General features: G+C 58.4%; 14 protein-coding genes. 6 read left to right on the forward strand and 8 right to left on the reverse strand.

The features are described 5' to 3' along the window. The first annotated feature begins 127 nt into the window (after nt 1–127). From lpxD to lpxB, 5 genes are all read left to right on the forward strand, one after another. Nucleotides 128–1,177 (forward strand): UDP-3-O-(3-hydroxymyristoyl)glucosamine N-acyltransferase, encoded by a 1,050-nt coding sequence (lpxD, locus tag HPQ64_RS13500; RefSeq protein WP_172889010.1) that lies wholly within the window; start codon nt 128–130, stop codon nt 1,175–1,177. Between the two features lie 44 nt (nt 1,178–1,221). Further along, nucleotides 1,222–1,686 carry a 3-hydroxyacyl-ACP dehydratase FabZ gene (fabZ, locus tag HPQ64_RS13505; protein ID WP_172889011.1) on the forward strand — a complete coding sequence of 155 codons (465 nt, stop codon included), beginning with the start codon at nt 1,222–1,224 and terminating at the stop codon, nt 1,684–1,686. Nucleotides 1,687–1,696: 10 nt separating this feature from the next. Further along, nucleotides 1,697–2,494 carry an acyl-ACP--UDP-N-acetylglucosamine O-acyltransferase gene (gene lpxA, locus HPQ64_RS13510; protein WP_172889012.1) on the forward strand — a complete coding sequence of 266 codons (798 nt, stop codon included), beginning with the start codon at nt 1,697–1,699 and terminating at the stop codon, nt 2,492–2,494. 61 nt (nt 2,495–2,555) lie between these two features. Further along, nucleotides 2,556–3,446 (forward strand): LpxI family protein, encoded by an 891-nt coding sequence (locus tag HPQ64_RS13515; protein WP_172889013.1) that lies wholly within the window; start codon nt 2,556–2,558, stop codon nt 3,444–3,446. After that, the gene (gene lpxB, locus HPQ64_RS13520) at nt 3,436–4,638 is read left to right on the forward strand and encodes a lipid-A-disaccharide synthase (protein WP_172889014.1); all 1,203 of its coding nucleotides are present in this window, start codon (nt 3,436–3,438) and stop codon (nt 4,636–4,638) included. The genes HPQ64_RS13515 and lpxB overlap by 11 nt, the downstream gene beginning before the upstream one ends. Nucleotides 4,639–4,734: 96 nt before the next feature. Here the strand turns inward: lpxB and gltA are convergent, their stop codons facing one another. Continuing rightward, a complete protein-coding gene (gene gltA, locus HPQ64_RS13525) occupies nt 4,735–6,027 on the reverse strand; it encodes a citrate synthase (RefSeq protein ID WP_172889015.1) in 1,293 nt (430 codons plus the stop codon). 231 nt (nt 6,028–6,258) lie between these two features. Then, nucleotides 6,259–7,683 (reverse strand): glutamate--tRNA ligase, encoded by a 1,425-nt coding sequence (gene gltX, locus HPQ64_RS13530; RefSeq protein ID WP_172889016.1) that lies wholly within the window; start codon nt 7,681–7,683, stop codon nt 6,259–6,261. A gap of 43 nt (nt 7,684–7,726) precedes the next feature. Here gltX and HPQ64_RS13535 point away from each other — a divergent pair, with 43 nt between their 5' ends. After that, nucleotides 7,727–10,087, forward strand: a complete 2,361-nt coding sequence (locus HPQ64_RS13535; protein ID WP_172889017.1) for a ComEC/Rec2 family competence protein — start codon at nt 7,727–7,729, stop codon at nt 10,085–10,087. Here the strand turns inward: HPQ64_RS13535 and lexA are convergent. From lexA to HPQ64_RS13565, 6 genes are all read right to left on the reverse strand, one after another. Next, nucleotides 10,081–10,797: a transcriptional repressor LexA gene (lexA, locus tag HPQ64_RS13540; protein WP_172889018.1), complete on the reverse strand. Its 717-nt coding sequence runs from the start codon at nt 10,795–10,797 to the stop codon at nt 10,081–10,083. The two genes, HPQ64_RS13535 and lexA, sit on opposite strands and share 7 nt — an antisense overlap. 163 nt (nt 10,798–10,960) lie before the next feature. After that, nucleotides 10,961–12,175 (reverse strand): molybdopterin molybdotransferase MoeA, encoded by a 1,215-nt coding sequence (locus tag HPQ64_RS13545; RefSeq protein ID WP_172889594.1) that lies wholly within the window; start codon nt 12,173–12,175, stop codon nt 10,961–10,963. Between the two features lie 4 nt (nt 12,176–12,179). Beyond that, on the reverse strand, nt 12,180–12,692 hold the full coding sequence (gene moaC / locus HPQ64_RS13550) for a cyclic pyranopterin monophosphate synthase MoaC (RefSeq protein ID WP_172889019.1): 513 nt from the start codon (nt 12,690–12,692) through the stop codon (nt 12,180–12,182). A gap of 5 nt (nt 12,693–12,697) precedes the next feature. Beyond that, on the reverse strand, nt 12,698–13,507 hold the full coding sequence (trpC, locus tag HPQ64_RS13555) for an indole-3-glycerol phosphate synthase TrpC (protein WP_172889020.1): 810 nt from the start codon (nt 13,505–13,507) through the stop codon (nt 12,698–12,700). Between the two features lie 5 nt (nt 13,508–13,512). Beyond that, nucleotides 13,513–14,526, reverse strand: a complete 1,014-nt coding sequence (gene trpD, locus HPQ64_RS13560) for an anthranilate phosphoribosyltransferase (protein ID WP_172889021.1) — start codon at nt 14,524–14,526, stop codon at nt 13,513–13,515. Between the two features lie 54 nt (nt 14,527–14,580). Beyond that, on the reverse strand, nt 14,581–16,476 hold the full coding sequence (locus HPQ64_RS13565; RefSeq protein WP_172889022.1) for a peptidylprolyl isomerase: 1,896 nt from the start codon (nt 16,474–16,476) through the stop codon (nt 14,581–14,583). Nucleotides 16,477–16,623 lie beyond the last annotated feature (147 nt).

The raw sequence follows: 16,623 nt of genomic DNA on the forward strand, positions 1-16,623 counted from the left end.
GGCGGATGCCTGCTTGGGCATTTACAATTTTTATGACGAATGATCCGGCGAAGTGATTTCACTTCGCCGGATCATTCGTTAAAAGGGGCTCGTCTCGGCCTATTCGCCCGACTTTCGAAAGTTTGAAATGAGCGATCCCGTTTTTTTCCCGGATTTCACTCCCGTCAGCATCGCCGAAATCGCCGCATGGGCGAGCGGGGAATTGCCCGCCGGCGGCGGCGATAAACCCATCACCGGCGTCGGCCCGCTGGATGATGCCAGAGATGGACAACTCGCCTTCCTGGATAATCCGAAATATGCCTCATATCTCGAAACGACGAAGGCGACCGCTTGCCTGATCGCGAAAAAGCACCTTGACAAGGTACCGGCAACGGTTGTGCCGATTGTTGTCGTAGAGCCTTATCGCAGCTGGGGCGCCGTTCTTGGGCGGCTATATCCGCAAGGACTGCGGCCGGCGGGTGCCACCGGGGACAATGCGGTGTCCGCCAAAGCCCATGTGGATAAAACGGCCCGACTTGAGGACGGTGTTATCGTAGAAGCCGGGGCTGTAATCGGCCCGGAGGTAGAGATCGGCTCCGGCAGCCGTATCGGTGCCAATGCGGTGATTGCCGCGGGGGTGCGCATTGGGCGTTCTTGCGATATTGGTCCGAACGTTAGTGTTCAATATGCGCTGATCGGGAATAATGTCATCCTGCACCCGGGCGTCCAGGTGGGGCAGGACGGCTTCGGGTTCGCGATGGGTGCGCAGGGGCATCTGAAGGTTGCGCAAATAGGCCGTGTGATCATCCAAGACCATGTGGAGATTGGTGCGAACTCCACGGTCGACCGGGGCGCCAACCGTGACACGATCATCGGAGAAGGCACGAAGATCGACAATCAGGTTCAGGTGGGCCACAACGTCGTTATCGGACGCCATTGCGTTATCGTTGCCCAGGTTGGCCTGTCGGGTAGCTGCACCCTGGAGGACTATGTGGCAATCGGCGGTCAATCCGGAGTGCGCGGTCACGTGACGATCGGCATGGGTGCGCAGATTGCCGCCGTTAGCGTGGTGGAAAGTGACGTCCCGCAAGGTGCGCGGTATGGCGGTGTGCCGGCGAAACCGGTAAAGCTTTGGTTCCGTGAAATAACGGCGCTGCGGAAGCTTGCGGAAAGGGGTGCTTCCGCACCGAAGGCGTGAGTGGGGGCAGGATCGCACGGGATGCGGTCTTGAAGGACAGACGAATGAGCGACTTGAAAGATACCACACTGGAGAGCGCGGACATTATGCGCCTCCTGGAACTTCTGCCGCACCGGTATCCGTTTCTGATGGTCGACCGGATTATCAATATGGACGGAGATGTGTCCGGCGTAGGCATCAAGAACGTTACGGCGAACGAACCGCAGTTCATGGGGCACTTCCCTAACCAGCCGGTGATGCCGGGCGTGCTCATGATCGAGGGTATGGCGCAGACGGCCGGAGCGATGTGTGTAGCTGCGCGGGGGAAGGACGACCCTCCGAAGCTCGTCTATTTCATGACCATCGACCGGGCGAAGTTCCGAAAGCCGGTCATGCCGGGTGACCGGGTGGAATACCACGTAACCAAAATCCGCAATCGCGCCAATATCTGGAAGTACGACGCAGTCGCGCTTGTCGATGGCGTGAAAGTGGCTGAAGCCGAAATCAGCGCAATGCTGGTTGACGATTGAACCGAAACGAATGACGAAAATACATCCAAGCGCGGTCATTGAAGATGGGGCCGTTCTCGGTGCCGATGTCGCCATTGGCCCGTTTTGCCATGTCGGTCCGGATGTGCGGCTTGGCGATGGCGTGGAACTGAAGTCCCATGCGGTTGTCGCAGGCCATACAACGATCGGCGCCAATACGCGGATCTATCCTTTCGCTTCGGTTGGCCATCAGGCGCAGGACCTCAAATACCGCGGCGAACACGCGACGCTTGAGGTAGGTGCAAATTGCCTTATTCGTGAGGGCGTTACGCTGAACAGCGGGACGGAAGGCGGCGGTGGCAAGACCGTGATTGGCGATAATTGCGCGTTTCTCGCCAATTCGCATGTCGGTCATGACAGCACTCTCGGCAACAACATCATCTTGTCGAACAACGTCATGATTGCCGGTCACGTCACGGTGCAGGACAACGTGATTTTTGGTGGCGGCGCCGCCGTTATCCAGTTCACCAGGGTTGGTGCGCATGCTTTTGTCGGTGGCCTTGCCGGGCTTGAAAATGACCTCATTCCATTTGGCATGGTGACTGGAAACCGTGCGAGGCTGCAGGGGCTCAATCTCGTGGGCCTCAAGCGTCGCGGTTTTCCGCGCGATCAGATTCATGCATTGCGTAACGCTTACAAGGCGATGTTTGAATCCGTTGAAGGGACGTTGAAGTCGCGCACCGAAAAGGTGCGGGACGAGTTTCCTGACCAGCCGCTGGTTGCTGAACTGGTCGAATTTGTCCTCAGCGAAGAAGACCGAAAATTCTGCACACCAAGGATACCGTCATAATAAAGCGGCCTGGAACCGGTATGTTCTGGAAATTCGCGCGACTGACCAACTGGGACGGCTGATGGGCAACGACGCAGGTTCGAGCGCTTCTCCGGTCGCGATCATTTGCGGCGGGGGGGCGATTCCGCCGGCGGTCGTAGAATCTGCCTGCCGGATGGGACGCGAAGTCAAGGTGGTTGCCATCAAGGGAGAGGCCGATGCCTCCCTTGAACGATACCGGCCGACGGAACTTGGCTGGGGGCAGATCGGCAAGCTGTTCGATGTGTTGAAGCGTGCCGGATGCCGCGACGTCGTACTGATCGGTAACATAACGAAGCGACCTGATTTCCGCTCCATTGCCGGTGATTTGGGTACTATACGCCGCCTTCCTCGCATCATAAGCGCGCTGAAGGGAGGCGATGACAGTCTTCTGGTCAAGGTTATCGGGCTTTTTGAAGAGGAGGGCTTCCGCGTAGTGGGCGCACATGAAGTGGCGCCGCGACTGCTCGCGGCCTCGGGCCATATTGGTGGCCCGATGCTGACCCCCGAAAACTCTGCGGATATTTCGCTTGCTCGACAGGCTATTGTGGCGATCGGGCATCTGGATGTGGGCCAGGCGGCCATAGCGGTGGGTGGCCGTATCGTGGCGATAGAGGGGGCGGAAGGTACGGATGCTATGGTTTCGCGCTGCGCGGATCTGCGACGCATCGGACGCGTAAGGGACAAGGTGCCGTCCGGCGTTCTGGTCAAGCGGCCCAAGCCGGGCCAGGACCTTCGCGTAGATCTTCCGGCTATCGGGCCGCAAACTGTTGAGGCCGCCCAAAACGCGGGTCTTGCCGGCATTGCCGTCGAGGCCGGGCGCGTGCTGATTGCCGAGAAGGAGCGCACGCTGGAGCTTGCGCAAAGCAAGCGGATATCCATCTTTGGATTCGATCCAATCTCGGCTGGAGAAAGTGTTGCGCATGACGGATGAAAATGCGCCCCGGCCATTCAAGGTTTTCATCGTCGTAGGAGAAGAATCCGGCGACCAACTTGGTGCGCGGCTCATGCATGCGCTGAGGCGCATCCACGGAGACAATATCTCTTTTGAAGGCACTGGCGGCGAACGAATGGCGCGTGAGGGCCTTCAGTCGATTTTTTCCTTGTCTGACATCGCGGTAATGGGGTTGACGGCAGTTCTCCAAAACCTGAGGACTATCATTCGCCGTGTTCATGAGACGGTTGATGCAGCGGTTGCCGCCAGGCCGGACGTGCTTGTCATCATTGACAGCCCCGACTTCACCCACAATGTTGCCAAGCGCGTCAGAAAACGCGCGCCTGAAATTCCGATAGTCGATTATGTGTCTCCCTCCGTTTGGGCGTGGAGACCCGGCAGAGCTCGAAAGATGGCACGTTATGTCGACCATCTTCTGGCGGTCCTGCCATTCGAGCCGGATGTCCACAAACGCCTTGGCGGTCCGCCGACGACTTATGTTGGCCATCCGCTTATTGAAAGGCTTAACGATTTGCGCCCCGCCTCCGGGGAGCGGCCGGATGTAAGGGAGGTCGACCGTCCGACGTTGCTCATTCTTCCGGGCAGCCGACGGAGCGAGGTGAGCCGGTTGCTCGATCCTTTCGGCAAGGCGCTTGAGATCATCCACCGCCAGCGTCCGGAACTGGATGTGCTGTTGCCCGCAGTGCCGCATCTTGCGGGTGATATCCGCGAGAAAACCGCAAACTGGCCTGTTCCGATGGAGGTGGTGGTGGGAGAGGAAGCGAAGTTTCGCGCATTCCGCCGCGCGCACGCAGCTCTCGCGGCATCTGGTACGGTTTCGCTTGAGCTCGCCATTTCCTCCGTACCGATGGTGGTCGCCTACAAACTTGACTGGTTCTACCGTCGCATTAAGGACCTGAATCGATTTATTAAGTTTGCCGGGGTCGATTCTATGGTGTTGCCAAATATCATTCTTGAAAAGAACGTTATCCCGGAATTTCTTGATGACGAAGCGTCACCAGAATCTATGGCACAGGCTGTGCTGATGCTCCTGGATGACAGCGAAGCCCGGTCCAGACAACTGCGTGAGTTTGCGACCATGGAAGATAAAATGCGCTTGCCGGAGAACCTCAGCCAATCGGGCGAAGCGGCGAGGATCGTGAGTGAAGTGGCCCGAGCGGGAAAGTCTTAGGCCTGTCAGCTCTTGCCCGTGCCTTTGCGAATGGCCGGCGAAACAAAAAGGGGCGCCATTGGCGCCCCTCGGTAATCATCGCAGTTTTGCAAACACTCAGCGCCTCTGGCTGATCGGCATATAATCGCGAGAGGCATAGCCCGTATAGAGCTGCCGCGGGCGGCCGATCTTCTGAGAGGGATCTTCGACCATTTCCTTCCACTGTGCGATCCAGCCGACGGTGCGTGCCAGTGCAAACAGCACAGTGAACATCGTAGTCGGGAAACCGAGTGCGCGAAGCGTGATGCCCGAATAGAAGTCGATGTTCGGGTAAAGCTTCTTCTCAATGAAATATTCGTCGTTGAGCGCAATCTTCTCCAGCTCGATGGCGACTTCAAGCAGCGGATCGTCCCGCATGCCAAGTTCCGCGAGGACCTCATGCGTGGTTTTCTGCATGATGCGCGCGCGAGGATCGTAATTCTTGTAGACGCGGTGCCCGAAGCCCATCAGGCGGAACGGGTCGTCCTTGTCCTTGGCGCGGCGAACGTATTCGGGAATGTTTTCGACGGAGCCGATTTCCGCCAGCATGTTGAGCGCGGCTTCGTTCGCACCGCCATGTGCCGGACCCCAGAGACAGGCGATGCCGGCAGCGATACAGGCGAAAGGATTCGCGCCGGAGGAACCTGCAAGGCGCACCGTGGAGGTAGAAGCATTCTGCTCGTGATCGGCATGGAGGATGAATATCCGGTCCATGGCGCGTGCTAGAACCGGATTTACCTTGTAGTCCTCACAAGGAACGGCGAAGCACATGTGGAGGAAGTTCGACGAATAATCGAGATCGTTGCGCGGATAAACGAATGGCTGCCCGACGTGGTATTTATACGCCATGGCGGCGAGCGTCGGCATCTTCGCGATCATCCTGAGGCTTGCCACCATGCGTTGGTGCGGATCGGAGATGTCCGTCGAGTCATGGTAGAAGGCCGACAGCGCGCCCACGGTGCCGACCATGATCGCCATCGGGTGCGCATCGCGCCGGAAACCGGTGAAAAAACGGCTCATCTGCTCATGAATCATGGTGTGATAGGTCACACGATGAACGAAGTCGTCCTTTTGCGCTTTCGTCGGCAGTTCGCCGTATAGCAGCAGGTAGCAGGTTTCCAGAAAGTCGCCGTGATCCGCCAGTTGCTCGATAGGATAACCGCGATAGAGGAGGGTGCCTTGCTCGCCGTCAATATAGGTGATCTTCGACTCGCAGGATGCCGTCGACGTGAATCCCGGATCGTAGGTGAAATGACCCGTGTTCTTGTAAAGAGCAGCGATGTCGAGGACGCTCGGCCCGACGGATCCTTCCTGGACGTTGAGGTCCCAGGACTCGTCGCCGATCGTCAGCTTCGCATTAGTATCGCTCATTCAGGATACCCCCTTTTGGAGTTCGGCCTATCCGCCACGAAGCCCGGGTGACCGGCGCCTCGGCCAAGTCATGCCCGATCCGGCTCCCGGCGGCGGCGGGAGGACTGATCGCGGACTGCGTAGCCCATTTACAGCCCTCCCGCAAGCTTGGCCGAATAGCGCATTCGTCACATTTTGTGCGGCATCCCGCGGTCTGCCTAAAATAGTTGCATGCAGAACCGTCGCGGTGATTCACTCGGCTTGTTCGCGTATGCGCGCTAGCGCTTCATCGCGCCCTAAAACGTCCAACACATCGAAGATGCCGGGCGAAGTCGACCTTCCTGTCAATGCCGCGCGAAGAGGCTGCGCAACCTTGCCGAGCTTGAGATTTTCCGCTTCCGCAAAGGTCCTTACCGCCGCTTCCGTGGTTTCGGAACTCCAGGTATCGAGCCTTTCGAACGAAGGCAGGAGGCGAGCCAGTACCCCACGAGCATCCTCGTTTAGAAGCTTTGCGGCTTTCTCATCAAGATCAAGTGGCCGTTGAATCCACAAATAGCGCGCGCTTTCAAATAGTTCAACAAGGGTCTTGGCCCTTTCCTTCAATCCAGGGAGGGCCGCCAGGAATTTGGCTTCATTGGTATCCAGGTCCAGCCAGTTCAAGATCTGGCTTCCCCCTTCTACGTAGGGAAGAAAGGACCTGAATGCCTCCAGCAACTCTGGGTCCGACGTAGAACGCATGTAGTGGCCGTTCAGGTTTTCAAGCTTCTGGAAGTCGAAGCGTGAAGGCGATTGGCCGATCGCATTTATGTCAAACCATTCGATGAGTTGTTCTGTCGAAAAAATCTCGTCATCGCCGTGGCTCCAGCCCAGGCGTGCTAGATAATTTCTCATCGCCGCCGGCAGGTAACCCATCGCTCGGTATGTTTCGGCCCCTACCGCGCCGTGCCGCTTGGAAAGCTTCGCACCGTCTGGCCCGTATATAAGCGGGATATGGGCCATCACCGGGACGTCCCAGTCCATTGCCTGGAATATCAATGTCTGGCGCGCGGCGTTCGTCAGATGATCATCGCCACGGATAATGTGCGTGATACCCATGTCATGATCATCGACGACAACCGCCAGCATATATGTCGGCGTCCCGTCCGACCTGAGCAGAACAAAATCGTCGAGGTCCTTGTTTGGGAACTTGATCAGGCCTTGTACCTTGTCGTCGACGACAGTTTCCCCTTCGACCGGCGCCTTGATCCGCACAACGGGCTTTACTCCCGCAGGAGCTTCCGAAGGGTCGCGGTCGCGCCAACGGCCGTCGTAGCGGGGTGGCCTGCCTTCCGCCTTGGCCTTTTCGCGCATTTCCGTCAGTTCCTCTTGCGAGGCGTAGCAGTAGTAGGCTTTTCCGGCTTCTATCATCTGCTGGACCACCTCGCGGTGCCGGTTGACGCGCGCGAACTGGGACAGAGGCTCGCCATCCCAGTCAAGGCCAAGCCACTGCAAGCTGTCGAGGATCGCGTCTACCGCTTCCTTCGTAGACCGCTCCCGGTCCGTATCCTCGATGCGCAGCAGCATTTTGCCGCCACGGCCGCGTGAATAGAGCCAGTTGAAGAGGGCCGTGCGGGCACCGCCGATGTGCAAGAATCCCGTAGGTGAGGGGGCGAAGCGCGTGATCACAGTCTCGGTCATGGAGAAGCGGTCTTTCTCATCTTTCGGTAGGGGTGTTCGTCCGTTGGCGGCTGATGTAGCATATGCGCATTGTCGGCCCAAGAGATGGGAACAGAAGGAAGGCGTAATACCGCCCGAAAGAACAACCGCTTCTCTCGATACCGAACGATCTCGCCGTCTCACCAGCCTGATTGCGGATCGTGCGGAAAAGCACGGCCCGGATTCCGGCAACTCACGAGAGAGGCGAGTCCGCTTTCTCGCTGAAAAATTGCGAGGATACATTGCAGGTCTGCCCAAAGCCTTCGCGGTTGAATTCGATCGCGGTCAAAGCCTCGTCTGGGTAACGCTCTGCTACGCGTTCGGCATTTTTCTCTATTTCGAACTGCCAGCGGAACCCTCGCCCTATGCCGTGGCGGCATTGGCATTCTTTTTTTGTAGCGTGCAAATCATTTCCTATTCGCGCCCCCGTTATTCGCGAATCTTGGGCCTCGTTTTGGCGTCGGTTCTCGGCCTTTGCGTAGCACTTCTGAGGACCACCGCGGTAGAAGCTCCGATCCTTGAACATTCAGGTTCGGTTAATTTGACCGGTTTTGTGGAAAGCATGGAGGACCGACCATCTTCTACGCGAATGCAGATCCGGGTTATCGATATTTCCGGATTGGATCGGAAGGCGTGGCCGGAAAAGGTCCGTATTTCCGTGCGAGGGAACGCCCCGGAATTTTCGACCGGGGATGCGGTTACCTTGCGTTCACGATTGCTGCCCTTGCCGGGTCCGGTCGTGCCGGGCGGCTACGACTATGCGTTTCGGATGTACTACGAGGGTGTCGGGGCCACCGGGTTTGCATTTGGCGCCCCGGAGGTCAACCCATCCTTCGATATGCCATGGGATCTGAGGCTCAAGCGCTGGGTCGATACCATCAGGCAAGGTTTTGCGGAGCGGATAAAATCGGTTCTTGGATACGGACGTGCAGGAGCGCTGGCAGTGGCGCTTCTTGTAGGAGATAGATCATCGATTGATGAAAATACCGAAGACACGCTGCGTACGGCGGGATTGGCGCATATCCTGGCAATCTCGGGCCTCCACATGGCATTGTTCGCCGGGTCCGTCTTCTTCGCCGTGCGTGCCGTACTTGCCTTGTTTCCGTCTATAACGCTGAGATTTTCGATTGATACATGGGGCGCCGGCGCCGCGCTTTTTGCTGCGGCATTCTACCTTGTGCTCTCTGGTGCTTCGATTGCCACGCAAAGGGCTTTCGTCATGATTGCGCTTGTTCTGGTCGGGCGGCTGCTCGGCCGGAACGCTATAACCTTCCGCAGTGTGGCGCTGGCGGCCCTCCTCATCCTGACGTTATCTCCCGAAGCGCTGTTGGCGCCCGGCTTCCAGATGTCTTTTTCGGCTGTCATCGTTCTGATCGCAGCCTATGAAGAGGTTACGCGCAGGAGCAAAGGCAGATTGCGTGAAAACGTTCGGGTGAATAACGGGATATTTGCGTCGGTTTTCAAAACGCTATTTTATTCCATTGCGGCGCTGGCGCTGACATCTCTGGTCGCAGGCGCTGCGACGGGCGTCATCGGTGCCTATCATTTCCACCGGGCGGCTCCACTCGGACTTCTCGTGAATGTTGCGGCCATGCCGATCGCCTCACTGATAATTATGCCATTCGGTGTCCTCTCACTCGCGCTCATGCCCTTTGGTCTGGATGCCTTGACACTGCCCGTGATGGGGTATGGTCTGAAAGCCCTCTATGCTGTAGCCGAGATTGGCGCGGAAAATACGCCGCATCAGGGCATTGTCGGTGCGCAATCGTACACGGGTGTGATGTTTGTTGTGGCGGCAGGCCTGATGCTCTGCCTTTTCCCGCGCAAATACAGGCGGTTATCGGCCATTCCCTTTCTATTCGCTGCAATTGCAATCACCACATTCCAGCCGGCCGACATCTATATATCCGAACGGGGTAACAAGATTGCCTACCGCAACAGTGCCGGTATTTTGCGGATATTAGGCAGCCGCAATAGTTTTGAAGCCGAGACGTGGTTGCGTATGGAAGGGATCGCACCGGAGGAGCAGAGGAGCCACAGGGTAAGGCGATCTTTTCATGCTTGCGATGACGACGCCTGTATCATCCGGGCTTACCCCGCGAACAGGGAACAAGCTTCGGCCGCATCGAAGAATCTTCCGCTCGTTCTGTCGCTGGTTGAAGGCGCCAGGGCGTTCGCCGAGGATTGCGAACGCTCGGATATCATAATTACAAGGATCATTGCGCCCGCGGATTGCCAATCCGTATTGGTTCTCGACAAAGATGCCTTGAAACGGCAGGGAGCACGCGCGATCTGGCTTGATCGTTCGTCCGCTGACAGCGCCGCTATAAAGCATATCGATGTGGCCAGGAAGTACCGCAGACGATGGGCGCCATCATCTCAATAACGGCGAAAGAGCGAAACAAGCCTTCCCTGAATGCGAACCCGGCCGGGGCCGAAGATACGTGTCTCATAGGCGGGATTGGCGGCTTCCAGGGCAATTGATGCCCCCTTCTTGCGAAGTCGCTTGAGGGTTGCTTCTTCCTCATCGACAAGGGCCACCACGATATCGCCGCTGTCCGCGCTGTCGCATTTGCGCAAGACAACCGTATCTCCATCGAGAATTCCGGCCTCGATCATGGAATCGCCGCGCACTTCCAGGGCAAAATGCTCTCCACCCCCGATCAAGTTGGCCGGTATCGGAACCGTGTAGCTATGGTTTTGAATAGCTTCTATGGGAACGCCTGCCGCAATACGGCCCATAACCGGGATTGAAACGATATCGCCGCTTGCGGCGGCCTCATCCTCGATAAATTCGCGCTGCCTGGGCTTGCCCAGCGAACCTTCGATAACCGCAGGCGAGAAGCCGCCTCCACGCTGAGCCGCAAGACCAGGCTGATAGGAATCAGGGAGTTTCAACACCTCCAAAGCGCGCGCACGGTTTGGCAGCCGGCGGATAAAGCCTCGCTCCTCAAGTGCCGTTATGAGCCTATGGATGCCGGATTTGGACCGAAGGTCCAAAGCTTCCTTCATTTCGTCGAAAGAAGGAGGAACACCGGTTTCCTTCAGCCGCTCGTGGATGAACATCAAAAGTTCGTGCTGCTTGCGCGTCAGCATCTGCGCCGTCCCCACGCTTCATTTGCCGGCGCCTCTTAAGATTGCGATTGCAATTTCCCGGCCCGACAAAGTCTCTCGCGCTGTAGCGCAGGAGACTCAGTTGAAACAAATCATGAACGTACCCTAGCTGTTCCTACTGTGTTCCGCAACCGTTAAGGACGGGTTACCGGCTATCGAGGCGCAGGATCGGCACAATTTCGCCGCTTTTGGCGGCAGGTGCGTACGGGGAGCGAACGATAAGCGCATCTGCGGCTGTCATGGTGGCAAGCATGGAAGAGTCCTGACGGCCAAATGCGGTTGCGACGAGGTCATTATGTTCGTCGCGGGAAAGCCGGGCACGGAGGTAGTCCTCGCGACGGTCGTTTTCGCCAAGATCTGTTCCGAGCCGGGCGGTTTCCAGCTTTCGTGACGGTATATCCGCGCCCTGTATGGCAAAAAGTAGGGGCTTCAGGAACAAAAGCGAACAGACAAGGCTCGATACCGGGTTGCCGGGTAACCCAAGCACGCGCATAGGGCCGATATGACCGGCCATGAGCGGCTTGCCGGGACGCATTGCAATACGCCAGAAGGCAAGTTCCATGCCCTCGGCACCAAGAGCGTCCTGCACGAGGTCATGGTCACCAACCGAGGCGCCGCCGAGCGTTACCAGGATATCCACTTTGGCGTCGGCGGCTTTGCGGATTTTTTCTGCGAGAGCCTCCTCGGTATCGGCGGCAATTCCAAGATCGACAGCTATTCCACCGCAGTCCTCTACGAATGCAGCCACGCCGAAACTGTTCGAAGCGATTATCTGGTCCGCACCCGGATTCTGGCCCGGGAGCACCAGTTCATCGCCTGTTGCAAGGATCGCGATACGAGGCTTTCGTACCACTGGTACGCACGCATGGTTCATTGCCGCCGCCAGAGCGATATCGCGGAAATTCAATCGCCGCCCGGCCGTAAGGAGTTCCTGGCCTTCGACAAAATCGAGACCTGCCTTGCGTACGAAACTGCCTTGAGAGAGAGCCTCCAACGCGGTGACCCTGTTTCCGTCGCGCCGGGCATTCTCCTGGATCAGGATAGTATCGGCACCTTCCGGCACCGGCGCACCGGTGAAGATGCGAACCGTTTCACCCGGCCCGATGCTCCCTGAAAATCCGTGGCCAGCGGGCGCTTCGCCTATGATTTTCAAATCGGCCGGTACTTGCATGATATCGGCGGCACGCACTGCGTAACCGTCCATCGCGGATGCGGGAAAAGGCGGTTGCGTGCGTCGTGCGGAAAGCGGTGCCGCCAAAATCCGTCCGTTCGCCTCTGCAAGCGGAACCTCTTCTCCCTCCAGCGGCTTTATGTCGGAAAGCAGCCGGCCAAGGGCCTCGTCGACGGAAATCAGCGACATACGTTCAATCTTCACCTTCATCGTGCTCGTCGGCGAGGCGCCAGTGTCCGGATTTGCCGCCCTTTTTTTCCAGGAGCCGGATTTCACCGACGGTCATGCCCCGGTCGACCGCCTTTGCCATGTCATAGATCGTGAGACATGCGAGCGAACAGGCCGTCAGCGCCTCCATCTCAACGCCGGTCTGGCCGGAAACCTTTGTCGTTGCCGTCACGACGAAGCCCGGAAGCGTATCGTCGGGGTCAATCTCTATCGTGACCTTCGACAGGGGCAGGGGGTGACACAGCGGGATGAGTTCATGCGTGCGTTTGGCCGCCATGATCCCGGCAATGCGGGCCACCCCAAGCACGTCACCCTTCTTGGCATTGCCGGAGAGGATCATTTCCAGCGTTTGCACTTTCATCCGGATCTCGCCACGGGCCACAGCCGTACGGGATGTCGTGTCCTTTTCCGAGACGTCGACCATACTGGCGGCGCCGCTTTGGTCGATGTGAGTGAGCTTGGGTTTATCCTCTGCCATACGCGTCAACTCGCCTTAACGAAGGCTCGGTTGAGGAGCGTGCGTGTTGCCGCCTCGACATTCGCTTGCCGCATCAGGCTTTCGCCGATCAAGAATGTTTCGATGCCGACGGCATCCATGCGCTCAAGGTCGTTCGGTGTGAACAGGCCCGATTCGCCTACGACGATACGCTCTTTCGGCACCATAGGCGCAAGTCGTTCGCTCGTTTCCAGCGTCGTCTCGAACGTCTTCAGGTTCCGGTTGTTTATGCCGATCAGCTGCGTCTTAAGGTTCAGCGCACGCTCCAATTCGGCTTCGTCGTGCACCTCGACCAGCACGTCCATATCAAGGCCCATCGCCACGTCTTCGAGCTCGGCCGCGACCGCGTCGTCAACCGCCGCCATGATGATGAGGATGCAATCCGCTCCCCAGGCGCGCGCCTCGAACACCTGATAGGGTTCGAACAGAAAGTCCTTCCTGAGCGCAGGCAGGAAAACCGCATCGCGCGCCGTCGTCAAAAACTTCGGCCTGCCCTGGAACGATGGCGTATCGGTCAGGACTGAAAGACAAGCCGCACCTCCGGCTTCATATGCTTTCGCAAGGGTCGGCGGATCGAAATCCGCTCTGATCAATCCCTTGGAAGGGCTCGCCTTCTTGATTTCCGCGATCAGCGCGTATTCGCCTTTGGCGTGTTTCGCTTCCAATGCGCGGATGAACCCGCGCGCCGGCTCTGCCTCTTCCGCGTGATTGCGTATCGCCGTCTCCGAAATAACAGCCTTTGCGGCGGCAATCTCTTCCCGCTTGTAGGCTTCGATTTTCTTGAGAATATCGGCCATTTGCCTCAACCGTTCGATATTGCGACCAGACGCTTCAGACAATTGCGGGCCGCGCCGGAGTCGATCGATTTCTTCGAAAGCTCCACCCCTTCGGCAAGATCCGCGGCCTTGCCGGCGACCACGAGGGTAGCGCCCGCATTCATCAACACTACATCGCGGTAAGACGAGTGGTTTCCATCAAGTACGTCGAGAAGCGCACGCGCGTTTTCCGGGCCTTCACCGCCCTTGAGCGCGGCGGGCTGGACGACAGGTAACCCGACTTCTTCAGGAGACACGGCAAATTGCGTGATCTCCCCGCCATTGAGGGCGGCGACCGTCGTCGGGCCGATAGTGCTAATCTCGTCAAGTCCGCCCGCACCGTGGACCACCCAGGCGGCCTCGGTGCCGAGGTTCCTCAGAACTTCGGCAATCGGCAGAACCCATTCCTCGGCAAATACGCCGACCATCTGGCGCTTGACACCCGCAGGATTCGTGAGCGGTCCGAGCAGGTTGAAAATCGTCCGGGTACCAAGTTCCGTTCGTGCCGGCCCGACGTGTTTCATCGCCGAATGATGGTTCGGCGCGAACATGAAACCGACGCCTGCCTCGCGAATGCAGGTGGCTATTGTTTCCGGCGGAATGTTCACATCGACGCCGAGTGCCATCAGTACATCGGCCGCACCCGATTTGGAGGAAAGTGAGCGATTGCCGTGCTTGGCGACCGGCACGCCAGCGCCTGCGACGACGAAGGCCGAACAGGTGGAAATATTGTAGGTCCCCGAGGCATCGCCGCCGGTGCCAACGACATCAACGGAGTCTTCCGGCGCATCAACCGGCAATGCCTTGGCGCGCATGGTGGCGACGGCGCCCGCGATCTCGTCGACGGTTTCGCCGCGCACCCGCAACGCCATCAGGAAACCGCCGATCTGCGCCGGCGTTGCCTCACCCGACATGATTATGTCGAATGCACGTTCGGCTTCATCACGCGTCAGTGCGGCGCCTCCGGCAACGCGCCCTATCAACGCCTTCAGATTGGTCACGTTCGGCTCCCCCTCAATCTCGCACTTCTCCGGTATTCCACGGATTGACGCGGTTCAACCATCGGTGGCTCCCAAACCAAGCACCCTGGAGAGGGCGGCCTGGTCAATGCTAACACCAACCCGATTTTCCATGGCGCCAACATATTGGGCGACGATGGAATCCTGCAGATCTTGCGCCAGCCGCTGGCCGAGTTGAGCAACTTCGCCGGCTTCTGCAAAAAATGCGGGTGCCGATACTTCGTCAACGGCGAGCAGCAATCGATGGCCGTCCTTGCCTTCGGCGCCCGCGATAGTACCCTGCGGTCCGGAAAAAGCAGCGGAAACAGCCGCCGCCGTAAGATCGCCGGAGGGGTTGCCGCGAGTGAAAGGTTCAGAGATCTTGACCTCCACTCCGAGGCCGGCAGCGACCTCTTCGAGCGTCTTGCCGCTGTCGAGTTCGTCCTTCGCGGTTTTTGCGATCTCGTCCAGCCTTTTCGCGCGCTCACGGCTCATCCAGCGTTCGACGACCTGATCGCGCACCTCGTCGAGTTCCCGTTCTCGTTCTGGCGTCACTTCATTGACTTCAAACCACAAAAATCCGCGGCGGCCCACCTGCAGCGGGTCGTTTTCGACGCCGACATCGCTCTGAAAGACTTCCGAGATGAAATCTCTCACGTCCGGAAGCTGCGCCTCGGTTCCATCCTCTGCGGAGCCTGCGCTGTCGAAAGGGGCAAGCTTTCGAAGCTCAAGGCCAAAACGATCCGCGACTTCGGCAAGCGTTGCGCCGCCTGCGCGCGCATCTTCAACCTCGTCATGCAGGTCCAGCACCTCGCGTTCCGCAGTCGCCTCGGCAAGTTCCTGGCGCAATGTATCCTCAACTTCCTCCAGCGGCCGTGTGCGTGCAGGCTGAACTTGGCTCACTTTTACGATTACATCCGTAAGACGTCCGTCGATCGCGCCGGATGTTTCGCCTTCCCGAAGCGCGAATGCTGCATCCGCAATAGCGGAATCGAACAGGGCGTCCCTGGCGATCAGTCCGAGATCGGCATCTTCTTCCGTCAAGGATTGCTCTTCCAGGAGGTCTTCAAATGTGGTGCCAGAAGCGAGCTTCGCCGCCGCCTCGGCGGCCGCCTCGGCACTATCGTATGTGATTTGCAGGATGCGCCGCTTTTCAGGCTCGCCGAACCGGCTTTGCGAACGCTCGTAAGCATCACGCACAGCATCCGTAGAAACCTCTTCCGGACGGGCAATTTTTTCCGGCGTGACTTCGAGGATGCTCACGGCTCGGTATTCCGGTGCTCGGAACTCTCCCTTGTTCTCATCGAAAAAAGCTTCGAGCGTTGCTTCGTCCGGCATGGCAATTTCGCCCGTAAGTTCCGGCGCAAGGTCCATATAACGCACCACACGGGTTTCATTGGCGTGTCTGTGCACTGCCTCCAGGAAAACCTCGGGCGCGTTCACGCCGCCCGCAAGTCCTTCGGCGAGTTGCTGGCGGCGCGCAAGAAGACGGCGGCTTTCGACGAATTCGTCTTCCGTGACCTGGTTCGCCGCAAGAAGCTGAGCCAGTCGGTTGCGGTCGAATCCGCCCGAAGCGCTCTGGAAGGATGGATCTCTTTGAATGAGTGTCAGGAGCTCTTCATCCGAAATGCCGAGATTCAGATCCTGTGCAACCTCGTTGAGCGCGGCTTCTGCGACGAGCTGTCCAAGGACCTGTCCGGGAACGCCAAAGGCTGCGCCCTGCGCGGGGGTGATCGGCCGTCCGAGTTGCCGGCCTAGCACGTCAAGCCTGCGGCGATAGGCGTTTTCGAATTCGATCGCCGTTATCTTCTGGTCGCCGACGGTGGCGATGTTGCCGCCTCCGATGGTCAGCAGGTTGCCCGATATTCCCCAGATCGCGAAACTCATGACGAGCAGACCGATTAAGAGCTTGGCGAGCCATGATTTCGCGCTGTTGCGCAGTGCATCGAGCATTTCCGAATTCCGTTCCTGGACAGTCTGGTCAAGCCCGCCTTCCATATTGCAGGCGGGCTGGAAAGTTGGCGGATAATAGTGAGGCCGGTTTGACGGGGCAAGGCGCGCCGGATGGGAAATCTCAACGGTGACGGAATTTGCTTCTCA

The organism is Hongsoonwoonella zoysiae, from assembly GCF_013266695.1.
GTDB lineage: Bacteria > Pseudomonadota > Alphaproteobacteria > Rhizobiales > Stappiaceae > Hongsoonwoonella > Hongsoonwoonella zoysiae.